Source organism: Paenibacillus sp. LRG-1 (assembly GCF_057220305.1).
Genome location: NZ_CM170126.1, coordinates 1,339,462 through 1,355,295, shown reverse-complemented (window position 1 = coordinate 1,355,295; position 15,834 = coordinate 1,339,462). Strand labels below are relative to the sequence as shown.

4 protein-coding genes are annotated in these 15,834 nt (G+C 49.9%); all 4 read right to left on the bottom strand.

What is annotated here, in order from left to right:
* Position 1: 1 nt before the first annotated feature.
* The 4 genes from ACUUJN_RS05960 to ACUUJN_RS05945 are packed head-to-tail and all read right to left on the bottom strand — an operon-like array spanning position 2 to position 15,813.
* Entirely contained in the window at positions 2-2,026 is a 2,025-nt protein-coding gene (locus ACUUJN_RS05960; protein ID WP_338533341.1) for a non-ribosomal peptide synthetase, read from the bottom strand.
* Between the two features lie 5 nt (positions 2,027-2,031).
* Positions 2,032-3,243, bottom strand: a complete 1,212-nt coding sequence (locus ACUUJN_RS05955) for a pyridoxal phosphate-dependent aminotransferase (protein WP_028543127.1) — start codon at positions 3,241-3,243, stop codon at positions 2,032-2,034.
* A gap of 31 nt (positions 3,244-3,274) precedes the next feature.
* Positions 3,275-8,194, bottom strand: a complete 4,920-nt coding sequence (locus ACUUJN_RS05950) for a condensation domain-containing protein (RefSeq protein WP_484669390.1) — start codon at positions 8,192-8,194, stop codon at positions 3,275-3,277.
* Complete coding sequence (locus ACUUJN_RS05945; RefSeq protein WP_484669389.1) at positions 8,191-15,813, bottom strand: amino acid adenylation domain-containing protein; 7,623 nt, start codon at positions 15,811-15,813, stop codon at positions 8,191-8,193. Before ACUUJN_RS05945 ends, ACUUJN_RS05950 begins: the two co-directional genes overlap by 4 nt.
* Between the last annotated feature and the right edge of the window lie 21 nt (positions 15,814-15,834).

The window sequence follows — 15,834 nt, the reverse complement described above, 5'->3', positions numbered from 1 at the left end:
ATTATCCCTCCTTCAGATGGTCCAGCGCCCGTATAGACTCGCTTACATCCAGTGAGCCATCTTCAATTTGATCCAGCAGGCTCATAAGATCCTGATCCAGCTGTTCGTCATCCTTGGACTGATTTTCAAAGTGATTCATATACGCTGCAATCGTAGGATAGGAAAACAGCTCGGCTACTGTTGCCTCACTGCCCAGTGCGTGCTTCATCTTTCGATGAAGCCGAACAATCGAGATGGAATTGCCGCCGATTTCAAAAAAGCTGTCATGGATGCCGACGTCCTCCGGGCTTATATTTAAAATTCCGGCCCAGATTTTCGTCAGCATATGCTCTCTTTCATTGCGAGGCGCCACATATGCGGTTGAACGGTGAACTCGGCCCTCCGGCTGTGGCAGATTTTTGCGATCAATCTTCCCGTTCGGAGTTAACGGCATCTCCAGCAGTTCCATGAAAAATCCCGGAATCATATACTCAGGTAATATTTCACGCAAGTGTGTTGTCAGATCATCCACTTCGAGCCCTTTTTCCAGCGAAGTAAAATAACATAAGAGATTGGTTACACCAAACTCATCAGTTTGGGCAATCACAGCGGTTTCCTTGATCCCTGGAAAAACGGATACGGCCCGCTCCACTTCTTTGAGTTCTACGCGATACCCCCGCACCTGTACCTGATCATCCTTGCGGCCGCTATACTCTAGAATGCCATCCGGCCGTAACAGGCCCAAATCACCTGTACGATATAGCCTTTCTCCTGTTTTGGGATGCTGAGTAAAAGCCTTGGCAGTTGCTTCTGCCTTATTCCAGTACCCCTCCGTCAGACCAATCCCGCCGATGCATATTTCGCCTTTGACCTCAAAGGGGCACAACTGCCCCTCCTTGTCCAAAATATAAACATGCGTGTTCGCAAGGGGCCTTCCCAACGGAATGCTCAATTCTCCCTCTGCCGGAGATGCGTCAATCAAGTAACAGGTTGCATAAATAGCCGACTCGGTCATACCGTAAATGTTGGCAATCTTGGCTTGCTGGAATGTGCTATACCAGTCCCGCACCCCATTGACGAGCAAGGCTTCGCCTCCATTGAATACCCATTTAAGTTCCGGTAGCGGATGATCCGTCTCTTCGGTCGGAACCGCATCCAGAAAGAGACTCATCTGGGCCGGAACGAACTGGGTAATGGTAATCTTGTCATCCCGGAGCTGTTCATATAGCCGCTGAGGATCTTTGACCGTATCCGAGCTGAATATAGACAGCTTGGCTCCGTATATCAGAGGCCAGAAGAATTCCCATACCGAATCGGTAAAACTGGCAGAAGTCTTCTGCGCAATCACATCTTCTGCGGTCAAACAAAAGGTGTCCTGCAACCAAAAGAGCGTATTCAGCACAGCTTTATGCGTCATCATGACTCCTTTGGGATCTCCCGTAGAGCCTGAGGTGTAAATCAAATACGCAAGATCATTTTCACCGGCAGGACACGCCCATGAGCCCTGCTCCTGGCGCTCCCAATCCGACCGCTGATACACCGTCAGACGATCTGCTCGCATCTTCGTTTCGTCAAGACAAACAACCGTCGTCATGCTCTCCGGCAAATCTCCCAGCATCGTTTGCAGCTTGGCAGACTCGGTGATCAGCACACCGCAAGCACTGTCGCGCAGCATATATTGAATCCGCTTTTTCGGGTAGTCCGGGTCAATAGGCACGTAAGCTGCACCTGCTTTTAATACGCCGAAAACAGCCACTAAAAGCTCAATTCCCCGTTCCGCTACCACTGCTACCCGCTGGTTAGGCCGCACACCTGCTGCGTGCAGCAGGCGGGCCATTCGGTTCGCTTGTTCCTCCAATTGGGCATACGTAATGGAGGAGCCGTATTCATAAATAGCGGTTTGCTGTGGTGTGATTGCGACCTGACGGGCAAACAAATCAGGAATCGTAACATGATCCTCATAAAGCTTTGCAGTCTGATTCATCTCCGCAATGACGCGTTCCTCTTCTGCCGATAGAATTTCAAATGCATCAAAATCCAGATCCATAGGGTCTACTCCCGAACCGGAATTGCAGCAGATACAGCCGATTGACCTACCAAGCTGTTTGTGAAAAAGTCCACTAAGCGATCTATGCCTTCGTTGTATCGCGTTGTAGAGTAGGACAGGCGCAGCATTTTCGGCAATCCAAAATCAGAACCTGGCACAGTCGCCACTTGTTTGGCTCTCATAATTTGTTCAGCCAGCTCCAAACTCGTTTCGATGCCGTGCTCGTCCATGTACTTTTCACAATCGAGTGTGAAGTAAAAGCTACCTTGTGCAGGGATAGCACGTACGAGCGGAACCTCATTGAATCGCTCCACCGTATAATCCCGTCTTGCTTTATACAGGCTGACCAGCTGCTCAATCTCTTCGGGATGTGCCAATGCTTCCAGTGCGCCAAATTGCACGACAGGGTCGGCTGTCAGCAATGTGTGATGCTGTATGACCGTGAGCGGTGTGACTAGCTCGTCAGGAACGATACAGTAGCCCACGCGCCGACTGTACATCCGGTACCCTTTGGAGAAAGCATTCGTTGTAATAAAGGCTGATTTGGTATCCTTCAGCTCCAGTACCGAAGTGCTTCGTTCATCAAAGCAAACATTGGCATAAATCTCATCATTAATGACCACTGCCTGACCGTTGATAATTTCATCAATGGCATACAGCTCGTCTTTCGTTAAGATGTTGCCTAGCGGATTACCAGGCGAATTAATGACTACAATTCTGGTTTTATCCGTGAAATTTTCCTTAAAGGAATCCAGATCCAGTGCCAACGTCTCCAAATTGATATCATAGTAGCGAACATTCGCCCCTACCAATTGGGCGCAAAAATGATACAGAGAATAGTACGGACGCGGTAAAAGAACCTCATCCCCCTCTTTTGCCAGCAAATAAAACAGATTTCGGAATAAGGCGCTGGTGCCTACATTAATCAGGATATTGTTAGGGTTAATGTCCAGATCATATGTTTTCTTGTATTCCTCCGCGAGCGCTTCCTTTAATTCCGGCAAGCCCGGCGGAAATACAAGCGAGCTTTTTTCAAAGGTGTCCAACGCATCCTTCATCGACTGAATGATATCCTCATGCAAAGGTAGCTCGGATTTTCCCAAGGTCATTCGAATGACCTCTTTGGAGCCGTTTTTCTCAAATTCATAAGCCATTTGATCCAGAACGAACATTAAAAACCGATTGTCATAAAATTCAATAGATGATCTTAATTCCATTTGTAATTGCCTCCTTTGAATGAACCGCACGTTAATGGGATACCTTAGACAGATTGGACACACTACTAGCAATGGTCTTGATTATTTTGTGATACCTTTCCAGCATAGAGTGGACATAGGAAGATTCCAGCAAAGCGGTATTCCACCTCAGGGAACAGGTCAGTCCGGTTGTTGATTTCACGACTGACAGTTGCAGTGCTGCTGGCTCTGAGGGGTATACACGCAATCCCACTTCCCCTCCCTCGGGTAAAGATCTCGTTCCATCCTCTGTGCAAAAGACGACGTTATAACGTGATGAACCCTCCCTCCCGCTCTTCAACTCATTAGGGTCCAGCAGCAAATGAAACGGATATAAAACAGCTTGAAGCGCAGCTTGATGTTTGTCCTTCACTTTTTCTAGCAAAGGATTAAACGACGAAAGCCCCTCCATCGAAACTCTGACTGGCACAGGATGCTGGATACATAAAGGTACTCCGCTGCCCTGAACTGGATGTCCTTCGGGATGCATGACATAGATCAAAAGCTCCTCCGCATGCGTTAATTGCCGCAGCAGCAGGAAATAACAGGCGAATAGAACGTCCGTAACAGAACCTTCATGACTGGAGGCAAAAGCTTTTAGAGCTTCAGTCTCCTCTGTGGCGAGAGGCACTTCAATAGAAGTCCACTCGGGTGTTACAAAAGCTTCTTCCCCGCGTTTGAACGGCAATCCGATCGGAGGAAGCGGCTTTTGCAGTGCCTCAGTCCAATACGCCTTTTGAGGCTCCAAATATCCTTCCTGCAGCAACCGTTGTTGCCAATAAGTAAAATCAATCTGCGAGATGGACTGAAATATGTGGTCTGTATCCACTGCCGAATCCGTAACAGCAGCGGAATAGCGAATAAACAGTTGTTCCAGCCAACCTTTCAGATCGAGGCACTCCGTTAGTAATGGATGAACAGCGACGATCAATTGGCATCGTTCGTTGCTGTCACAACCCAAGCGTATCCGGTACAGCGGACCTTGTCGTAACTCGAACGGGTTTTGATACTCCACAGCCACACGGTGTTCCGCCCAAGAAGCTGCATCCCCCTCTATTACATCTGTAAATTTGTAATCCAACGGAAGATACGCCTGCACCTGCTGAGTCGGCCCAGCTGTCTCTTCCCTGAAGGTTGTTCTGAGCGTGCTGTGTTCGGCTTGCAGTTCTTCCAGCACTCTGACAAATAACGTCTGATCCACCTTGCCTTTCCACGCTGCATGAACGATCACATGAGGAGCTGATCCTCGATGTCGCCATATCTGCTTTTGGTAAAAAGATAAAGGGTGCTGCTCAGCATCCGGTGCCGGGCAGATCGCAGGAAGCGCAAAAGTAGAATCCTTTCCCTGCCGTTTCTGTTTCATCTTCTCCGCTTCCTCAGGTGAAAAAATCCGGTACTCCGCTAAAGCTTGCTCAGGCTGGTTCACAATCTGGTCGATCAGGCTGAGCAAATGTCCTGCCAGCGCAGTGATCGTCTGTTCGTGAAACAAACGGGAATAATACTCAAAGGTACATTTCAGTTCCCCTTGCATTCCCTGAAAAATGTCGAGCTTTAAATCCATGGTTGAACTGTGCTTGGCCCAGTCCAACATGTTCAGCTTCAAATCTCCCATCGTAAATTGGGTTCTCTGCATCCCCTGATTATGTAAAATAAGCATGGTGTCAAAAATAGGGTTGCGTGAAAGATCGCGCTTCTGATCCAGATGCTCCACCATCTTTTCAAATGGATAATCCTGATGATCATACGCGGCTATGGTGCGATGAGCCACCTCCTTTAAGAAGTCCGTAAAGCGCCGCTCACCCGCTGGAGTATTACGAATAGGTAAGTAGTTGGTAAAGAGTCCTATCGTATGCTCTACACCCGCATAACGTCTGCCGGCAATGAGAGAGCCTACAATGACATCCTCCTGCCCTGTGTATTGATAAAGCAGCACATTGTATACAGCAAGAAGCGTCATATACAGCGTAGCGCCATGCTCCTGTCCCATCGCTCGCAAGCGTTCAGCGACCACTTTGTCAATCGTGAACGAGTACACCCCCCCTTCAAAAGTCATCACAGGCGGTCGGGGATAGTCACTGGGCATTTTCAGAACAGGCAATCCTGACTCCAGTCCTTCCGTTAACGTCCTCAGCCAAAATTGCTCCTGCTGCAGCATCTGCTCACTTTGCAGAAAAGCATTTTGCCATACCGCATAGTCCTTATATTGGATACGCAGCGGCGGCAGGTCCTGTCCGGCATAAAGACTGGTAAATTCCCGAATGAGGATCTCCATGGAAACGCCATCCGAAACAATATGATGCATATCAAACATCAGCAAATGCTTGTCCTCTTCCTCACATTCTTCCGTTAATCGCAGCAAGCGTACCCGAAGTAAAGGAGCCTCTCCCAGAGAAAACGGCTGGACAAATTCCTCCATCAGCTTTTGCACATCTGCTCCCTTTGGAGCCACACCCAGCGATATAGCAAGCTCAGCCTGCGGAAGAACACTTTGCACAATTTCGTCCTCCGCAACATCAAACACCGTCCGAAAGGATTCATGGCGACGAATGATCGCAGCAAAAGCAGCTTTAAAGCGTTCCACATCCAAGCGTCCCGTGATCGTAGCCGCTCCGGGCATGTTGTAACTCAAATTGCCTTCTGCCAGCTGCTTCAAAATAAACTGACGGCGCTGCGCATTGGATACGGGATAAAATGCTTGTGGAGACACAGGTTCAATGGACTGGTAATCCGATTTCTTTTCGCCTGAAATAAGCTGGGCCAGCTCACGAATGCAGGGATGTCCAAACAAATCAACCAATGTAATTCGTGTATGGAATACCTGGCTTATGGCAGTAATCAGATCTGTTGCCAGCAGGGAATCCCCGCCTAGTTCGAAGAAACCCGCATCCACAGACAGTTCGTCAATCCCTAAAATTCGGCCCCAGATACGTGCCAGCCTGTCTTCTGTTTCCGTCGGAACATATCCGTCACCAAAGGAAACGCGTGCTTCGCTATAAGCTGACACCTGTTCATCGCGATTGCTGCTTCGACGTTGGATCGGCGGCTCCACCCAATATCGTTGCTTCTCCCAAGCGTATGCAGGCAAGGGTACTTTGACACACACACCTGCCGGGTAATCCTCCGCCCAGCGCCTGTTCTCCCCGGCAACATATCGCCGGGCAATCATCGGGGCATCATCTGTATCCAGCGCCATTTCTACCAGGGACTCGCTGCACATGGAACAGAAAATCCCCTGCTGCTCCAGCCCTGTTCCATCCTGACGAACCAAAGCATCATAAGCCTGTTTGAGCTTTGTCCAAAGGCTGCGTCGATCCGTGACCGGAATCGCCAGCCGATAAGCATGATGCTCTCTGCCCGTATTCAGGACGTAACAGATATTTTCCAAAGGCGGAATATCGTCATTCTCCAAAAAATCAATATATCGGGCAGCCAATCTTCGCAGTGAATTCTCACTGTATGCCGAAAGGGTAAATACACGCTCCCCACCGCAGGGTAGATCGGAGGACGAAGAAAGGGAGGGCCTGCTTCCCTGATAATCCTCCAGTACCACGTGACAATTTGTACCGCTTAATCCCCATGAACTGATACCTGCCCTCAGCGGAATTCCATCCTCACTTCGCCATTCGGTTAGCTTCGTATGGATATAGACCGGAGAACTATGCAAGTTCATCAACGGATTAGGATAAGCAAAATGCAGGGTGGGTGGAAGCTGCTTATGCTGTAAAGCCATGATCATTTTGATTAATCCTGCCATGCCTGAAGCGGAATCAAGATGACCGATATTGCTTTTGACCGAGCCGATACCGCAAAATTGTCTGTTTTGCGTATACCTGCGAAAGGCATTCGTAATCCCCTTAATTTCAATCGGATCTCCAATTTTGGTCCCCGTTCCATGGGCCTCGATGTAAGAGATCGTGGAAGGGTCAATGCCCGCACGCTTCCACGCCTCTACAATCACTTCTTCCTGAGCTCGGGCATTCGGGGAGGCCAATCCGTTGGAGGCACCATCCTGATTGATGGCACTTGCTTTAATCACGGAGTAAATATAATCGTGATCCCTCTCGGCTTGCTCCAGTGGCTTGATCAGAACAACACCACAACCTTCGCCCCATCCCGTACCGTCGGCATCCGCGTCGAAGCTGCGTGATTGTCCTTGCAGAGAAGTAATCCCAAGCCCGCCCGGCTCCATCCTGGTGGGTAACGCACCAATGGCTACCCCACCCACCAAAGCCATGCTGCAATCTCCAGCGCGTAATCCCTCACATGCAAGATGCAAGGCAACCAGGGAAGACGAGCAGGCGGTGGCTACACTCATTGCAGGACCGGACAGATTCAGCGCATAAGCGAGACGGCTTGCGATAACTGGCGGGAAATTCCCGACAAAGGCGGTGGACGACTCGCTTTCGATCAGCTCCTTGTATCGCGCTTCACTATAGCCGACATATACCCCCACTCGTGAGCCACGAATGCGTTCACCACCATACCCTGCATCCTCAATGGCCTCATAACCGGTTTCCATGAACATACGCTGCTGCGGGTCCATGTATTTGGCTTCACCCGGAAGAATATTAAAAAATGCCGCGTCAAACGTATCAACTTCCTCCAAATAGCCTGCCGGCATATATGGCCCTTGATTCTCCTCATCCAAAAAGGGACGAATCTGCTCCAAACGTGAGCTTGGAAACGTTCGTATCCCATTCAAACCGTTGACCAGATTACTCCAATATTGTTCCTTGTTATCTGCTTGCGGGAACCGTCCGGCTACGCCGATAATGGCTATATCCCTGTTGCGGTTTATTCCATCGTGGGCTGCGGACGATGAAGCAGTTTTGAGCCGAACCTGATATTGCTTGATCAGAGAATACGCATGCTCTTCGGATAATTCCTGTTTGGCTACAAGCTGCAAAATGGCTTCAACAAACGTATCCCTCATATGCTTTCATATCCTTTCATAGCTTCATCCACTGAAATAGCGTCCTCCTTTACACGCTTGATCAGGCTTCGTAAATCCTCGTCCGCTTCGTCCGCGCCGGAAACTTCGACCTGTAAGTGCGGTGCTACGTCCGTCACTTCTCTTGTGCTGGCAGCATGCCTGTTTTCCATAAACTGCGCCAGCTGCGCAACTGTACCGTACGAGAACAAATCCCCGGCCTCCACTTCGGGATCAACCCGTTCATTCAGAAGACTCAGCACTTTCAAAATAAGCAAGGAATCCCCGCCGATTTCAAAAAAATGTTGACCTACATCAATTTCCTCGTATCCCAGCACCTCTGCCCATATTTGAGCGATCTGCTGTTCCAGTTCTGTGTAAGGCTCTGTTGTTTTCCCTTTCAGACTGACCTTCACATCTGTCACCGAACGGTTAGGCTCTACAGATGACAGTGCTCCTGCTTCCTTGGTGGATTTAGCTACAGCTCGGCGTCGACTCGTCAACATATCCGGCGCAAGCTGAATTTTCATCATCGGCGCCCATTCACGCAGCTTCTGTGTATCAAACTTGCCGATGGCCACCTGATCCAGCGGATAAGACAAGCTCATGCGGAAAGCAGCCAGCGCATCTGATACAGGCATATAGTCCATGCACCCTGGTCCAGTGAGTCCCTCCCACGCATACCAGTTGATCGCAAGCGTCGTTTGCCCCTGCATGTTACGCTGTGCGCTGAAGGCATCCATAAACGCATTGGCAGCCGCATAATCTCCACCGCCAGCTCCGCCCCATAGCGAGGCTACCGAGGAGTACAGAACAAAGAAATCTGTCTCTTGTTCCGCCAGAAGCTTATCCAATACCAGCGTTCCGTGAATTTTGGGGCGAAGCACCTTGCGAAAATCACCCAAATTCTGAATCTCCAGCGGACGACTGGTGTCGCCGCTAGCTGCCGCACAATGAACAACTCCCTTAACGGGGCCATAACGAGCTTGTACATCGTCAAAAATGTGTTGCATCTGCCTATAATCAGCCACATCTCCCGCGTAATAATGCACCTTTGAGCCGTGTTTTTCCATGTCTGCAAAGGCCGAAAGCTTACGGTAAATTACGGTATCAGCCTTCCTTTGCACCTGATCATTTATGATGTGTGACCATTGCGATTTTTCCGGCAGCTCCGTTCGGTTCAGGATGACTAGATGGATCGGAGCTTGCTCGGATAAATACCGGCTAACCTCCAGTCCTAATCCCCCTGCGCCTCCAGTCACGATATATACGGCACCCGGACGAACGGTGATGGAACGCCGGGGTGGAATACCCGGATGATTCCGATTATCTGGAGTGCTTACCGTATCCGATTCGAGACGAGACATACCTTGGATGTAACGCTCCTGACGGATGACAACGAATGAATCCGTTTTGTTTTCTTGCAGCTCGGTCATGATCAGATCCGCCACTTGCTCGTTGGTGTGGTGGAGCGTTTCGACATCCAGTCCGAAGCATTGCAATTGTGGATGCTCCTGAGAAATAACTTTGACCAAACCGTGAATCGCCGCTTTTTCAGGTGATACTTGTTGCTCGTCCGATATCCGCTGGGTAAAGTTCGAAACCACCCGCAAGTCCAGCGTTTCATGCAGACCCTGATGAAGTAATGCTTTAGTCAGAAAATAAAGACTATAGACACCTGACTCCAAACCTGCATCCACTGTTTCAATGTTCACTTGGGTTGACGGGGTGGCTGTGCAGGTCCAGAGATGAACGATACCGTTCAAGCGCTGATTACGTTGTCCCAGTTCATTCATGAGTTGAATATAATCTGCTTCTACACCCGGCTGGATGGTGTACTGATGATCGTTCCGTTTTTCAAACCTTTGCCCAGCCTCTACAGTCACCACATGATGACCGGAGCGCGTCAAGCGTTGCACCAGTTCCTCACCAATCCCCAGCTTGTCTTGGAAGATTAACCAGTTTCCTTGAGCTAGCACGCCTTCTCTTGTCTTCTTCAGTTCTTTTTTAATCCACCGAACACGGTACATTAAATCTTCAACCCTGCTCACTTGTTCTTGCTCGCTCATTCGACCGATAATCAGCGCGGTTTCAGCCTCGGCACGGTTTGGCAAATGCATAGGAAAGGTTCGTACCTCCGTGAATCGCTCCTCCTTCAACAACTGCCCCCATGTTTCCGTCGGAACCAGCGGAGAATCCTTCCGTATGTCCTGATCCTCGAACAGCCACCATCCCTCCGTCATGCCCCAGACGAGATTTTCCGCAGGCTCGTTCTGCACTTTTTCGATCATAAACAGGGCTCCACCGGGAGCAAGCACCTTTTTCAACTGGGATAAGGATGTTCGTAAATGGCTTGTGGCATGAACTACATTCAGGCCAATAATGATATCAAACTGTTCCTGCGCAAAGCCTTGTGCCAAAGGATCTTCTTCAATATTAAAAGTCTGATATCGAACAAACGGGTAAGCTGCAAACTGCTTTTGCGCTTCCAAAATGATGCCCCGGCCCAAATCGGTGTAGCAATACTCGACTTGACGATTTGCTATGGCTGGGAAAAGAACCTTGCCCACCGTTCCCGACCCAGCCCCAACTTCCAGAATGCGGAGCCGTTTTCCCGCTTGCGCTAAAATATGCTGCTTTAATGCGTCCAGCGCCATCGTCTCACACAGATCGCCCAGCGTACGTCCCTGATTGGCAAAGCCCGCCAGGAATTGCGATGTACCATCGGGAAACAGCACACTCAGGGGTGACCTTTTCCCGGTCAGCACAGCCGGATAGGCGTCCAGACAATACTTCAACACCTTGAATGTTCCCGCAAATGCCGGATATTGTTCCACGTATTGGTTACATAAGGCCGACAGATCGGGAGCTGACCCTTCAAGGGTTAGCGTGATATTATCACCGTCAATGCAGATGTAGCCCTGTTCTTCTACGAAACGCAGCATGAACCGAAATAGACGCTGATATGTGGAAGTAATCCCTATCGTATGCAACATTTCTGGCTCTTTATATACTTTTCCGGGTTCCGTGAGCGTCCCCCATTGTCTGAATAATCCGATAATAAGCTGGGCCGCAAATTCATCAACCGCCTTTTTATAGCCCTGTTCTACCGCAAAGCCGCTCTCTTCCAATAACCGTTCACCAAATTGGAAAACCGCCTCGGTAGCCTGCCAGAAATCAGGAGATTCCTCCTGCGTGTCAGGGGTCAATTCCGCACTAGTTGGTACATGCGGTGGTTGCTGAACTTTGGGTTCAACCCAGTAGCGCTTCTCTTCAAACGGGTAGCCTGGAAGAGGGACTCGCACCCGGTTTTGTCCGTGATAATAGTCCTCCCACTCCAGCTCCCTTCCTTGCATATACGCCTTTGCCATATGCTCCAGCGATTCCGCAGGCTGTACCCTATACGGCTCAGGGCTGTTCCCTGTTTTTGCTGTCGTATTTACGTATATTCGTTCGCGATCCGGTAATGCCGAAGCTGCATCATGATCGCTCTGCTCCACGAACAGCATGAGCTTACGCCGTAATTCTTCCTGCGAGTTGACGACGGTAGCCAAACGGCAGGTGTCGTTTCCACGGCTGATATTGGTACAGTAACAAATGTCTGCCAAAGCTTCGTTGGTATTTCCCAGATAAGCTGCAAACCTGTCGGCATAAGCGTAGAGCGCTTGTTCAGTCCGAGCTGACAAGGTGAATACATATTCCTCGCCCAGAGAAGGAACTTCTCTTTGGATCGCATATTCCTCCAGCACAACATGGCAGTTCGTTCCGCTCAAGCCAAAGGAGCTTACCCCCGCACGACGAATTCCGCAGTCTGGCGTCCATTCCTGAAGTGACCGAGCAAAATAAACCGGAGAATTTGCAAAATCAATATGTGGGTTAGGCACTTTAAAATGAAGGGATGCCGGAATCTCACGCTTGGTGATGGCCAGCACTGCTTTTATAAACCCGGCAATCCCTGCCGCTGAATCCAGATGCCCGATATTGCTTTTGACGGAGCCTACCGCACAGAACTGCTTACGATCTGTATACCGTCCAAAAGCCCGTGTAATGCCCTCCATTTCAATAGGATCACCTAGCTTGGTGCCTGTTCCGTGCGTTTCGATATAAGAAACCGTCTGCGGATCAATCTCCGCACGCTTCCAGGCCTCTTCAATCACTTCAGCCTGCGCTGCCGCATTGGGAGCTGTGATCCCGTTGGAGCGACCATCCGAGTTAGCTGCGCTTCCTTTGATTACTGCGTAAATATAATCACCATCAGCCACCGCCTGCTCCAGTGACTTCAGTACAACAGCGCCAACCCCTTCGCCACCGCCTGTACCATCTGCCGATGCGTCGTACGCCTTCGTCTTTCCATCAGGTGAGGCGATTCCCATATTGAAGAGATTTTCATCCACCATCGACAGATACAGATTGACACCACCAGCCACAGCCATTTCACAACCGCCGGACGTTATCTCCTGTACCGCATGATGCACGGCGATGAGTGAAGAGGAACAAGCTGTATCAACAACCTCCGCCGGGCCTGTCCAATTGAAGACATAAGCAATCCGTCCAGCAATCACAGCCTGCAAATTCCCCGGAATTGCGGAAGGCTCTACCTGTGGCATAAGGTCCACATATTGCGGTGTGCCTGTCCCTATGAACACTCCTGTCTTCGAGCCATACACCTCTTTTTCCGAGTATCCCGCATTCACCATCGCTTCCCATACAACCTGCAACAGTAGACGCTGCTGCGGGTCCATCATCCGTGCTTCATTAGGGGATATTTGAAAAAACGATGCATCAAAGCCATCAATTCGATCCAGATATGCCCCTTGCGGCAACGATCTTGACTGCCCGACTACATCATCTGAACTCTGAGCAATATCCTGTAACCGATGGGCCGGAATGTCGCGGACGGCATCCACCTCGCGACACAGATTGTCCCAGAAGTCATCGCAATTGTCCGCCATAGGGAAACGGCAAGCCATGCCAATCACAGCAACATCACCGTTTCGCCCCTTGCTTCCAAGCTCAGGTCTGTGGGTATGTAGTCGTTTTGTTTCCGTTTTGCGAAGGACTTCAGTAGGTTGCTCTACACCGCCGAACTGAATGATTTTAGCCTGCATGGCGATCGTATGATGTGTAAAGAGCTGCGGAATCGTCAGCTGAACTTTCAGCAGATGGTGGATTCTGCTTTGCAGTCGCACGATAGACAACGAATTTCCACCTGCTTCAAAAAAACTTTCCTCCACACTAACGACAGGTACGACCAGCAGCTTCTTCCAGATCTCCGCCAGCTGTTCTTCCAGCTCATTACGTGGTGCCACATATGCACGGGTTTCGGTAATTACAATCTGGTGCAGAGGCAACGCTTTTTTATCCACCTTGCCGTTCACTGTGACGGGCATGGACTCCAAGCAGACGATATGAGTCGGGACCATATAGCCCGGTACATGCTGCTTCAAGTACGACTGGACATCGCTCGTTCCGACCGGAGATTCTTGCCTGGCTCCCGATTTTTTCAAGGTATAAAAGGCAGCAAGATCCTCGGTTCGTTCCTCTGATCCATGCGGAATGACCACGGCTTCTTTGATGGACGGATGACTTCTGAGAACAGACTCAATCTCCCCCAGCTCCACACGCATCCCCCGGATCTTAACCTGATCATCGGACCTGCCGACAAACTCCAGATTGCCGTCAGACAGCCATCTCACCAGATCGCCTGTTTTATACATCCGTTCTGTTTCGGTCCCAAACGGATTCGGCACAAAGCGTTCTGCCGTCAAGCGTGGATTGTATAAGTATCCGCGCGCCAGTCCAGCGCCAGCGATGAACAGCTCTCCAGTAGCTCCGAAGGGCAGCAAGCGTTGCTGTGGATCCAGAACGTATACCTGATAATTCAGCAGAGGCTTACCTATGGGTAATGTTGCTCGCTGCTCTACAGGCAGACATTCATACAGAGTTGTATTAATAGCCGCTTCCGTCGGGCCGTAAATGTTGAGCAGCTTGTCTATGTTCAGCTTATCGCGTAATTGCTGTACCAGCTCGCCGCTGCAAACCTCACCTGCCACCATGATAAAAGCAAAGTAATGTTCGATATCTGTCACCTGTTCCAACAGCACTTCCATCAGTGAAGGTACGGTATTCAACACGTTAATCCGTTCCTTCCGTACCAGTCCCCAAAAGGCGCTTGGATCGGTTTTGGCTTCTTTTGGAATCAGATACAGTGTCCCGCCTGTAGCTAACGGTAAAAAAATCTGCTGCACAGAGGGATCGAATGTGAACGGAGCCATCAAAACATGTCTCAACTGTTCATGGAAGTCATAGATGCGTTTCAGTCCAGCCAATTGATTGACAATATGACGATGCTCTATCACCACCCCTTTGGGCGCTCCCGTCGAGCCTGATGTGTATATGACATACGCTGTATGATCAGGTCTACCCTCAAACGGTAGATTGGACGGCTCCCCCGCATATAATGCAGGATTGGATAGATCGAGCACTGTTCCTTGAAAAGCATGGGTATCCACATGCTGTGGAGGTGAGATCAACAACTCCATCCGACTATCCGTTAAAAGCTGCTGTACCCGCTCTACTGGAAACGTCGGATCTATCGGACAATACGCCGCTCCAGCCTTTAATACCGCTAAGATGGCAATGATGACCTCCGTCGTCGGCTCAGCCATGATGCCCACGATATCATCCGATCCCACTCCGTGACGTTGTAAAGTACGGGCCAACTGATTTGCCTTCGCATTTAGCTCTCTATAGCTAATGCGATACCCTGCCTCGACCACAGCAGCTTGTTCAGGCGTTGTCATCACCTGTTCTTCGAACAATTGATGCAGCAAGGTCACACCCGGCAGCTCTACAGCCGTCTGATTTAATCCATGTACCAGAAGCTCTCGTTGCTGTGGAGCCAGCATATTTGCCGCATCATCCTCCAGAGAGACCGCCGATTTCTCAGGCCATTGAGCCAGAACATACAGCAAATTTGCAGCAAAGGATTGGACTAGGGACAACGAATACACCTCAGGCCGATAAACCAGTTGCAGCATTCGACCTTCTTCGTTTGGTACAAGCCTGATCATCAGATCGAACCGATCCAGGCCCTCAGTCACCGTTTGTAATCCCTCATCCACACATGCCAGTTGCCACAGTTCTTGCAGATCTTTCCCGTGAAGAGATGTCCATTTGTTATAGAGAAGGGGCACAGAAACATCCTGATGATTCAGCGTTCGAGAAAACTCGGCCTTCATGTCTTCGTTAAGCTCACGCCAGGTTCGGCTTCCCTGAACCCGCGGCTTGAGAAAAAGTACATTTCCCCGCTTGGGTTCGGACTGTATAAGCGTCGTCGTGCCGATACAAATATCCTCTGACTGCGAATAGCGATAGACCAGCCCTGACAGCGCCGTCAGGAACAAAATAAAACGTCCCAATTCCGAGCCCTTCGACATTTGATCCAATTGACGAATCGTTTCCCTGGGAATAACCATTTCGAGCGTTTCCTTGCGAGCCTCCAGCTGATGGTTAGACTTGCTTCTGCTTGCAGGCAGTAACTCCCTCGGCAGGTCTTGAGACCATTTTTCCATCCAATATTCTTCAATGATCCGGCCTTTCAAATGTGTACTTTTGTCCATACACACTCCCCTCTCTGTCAA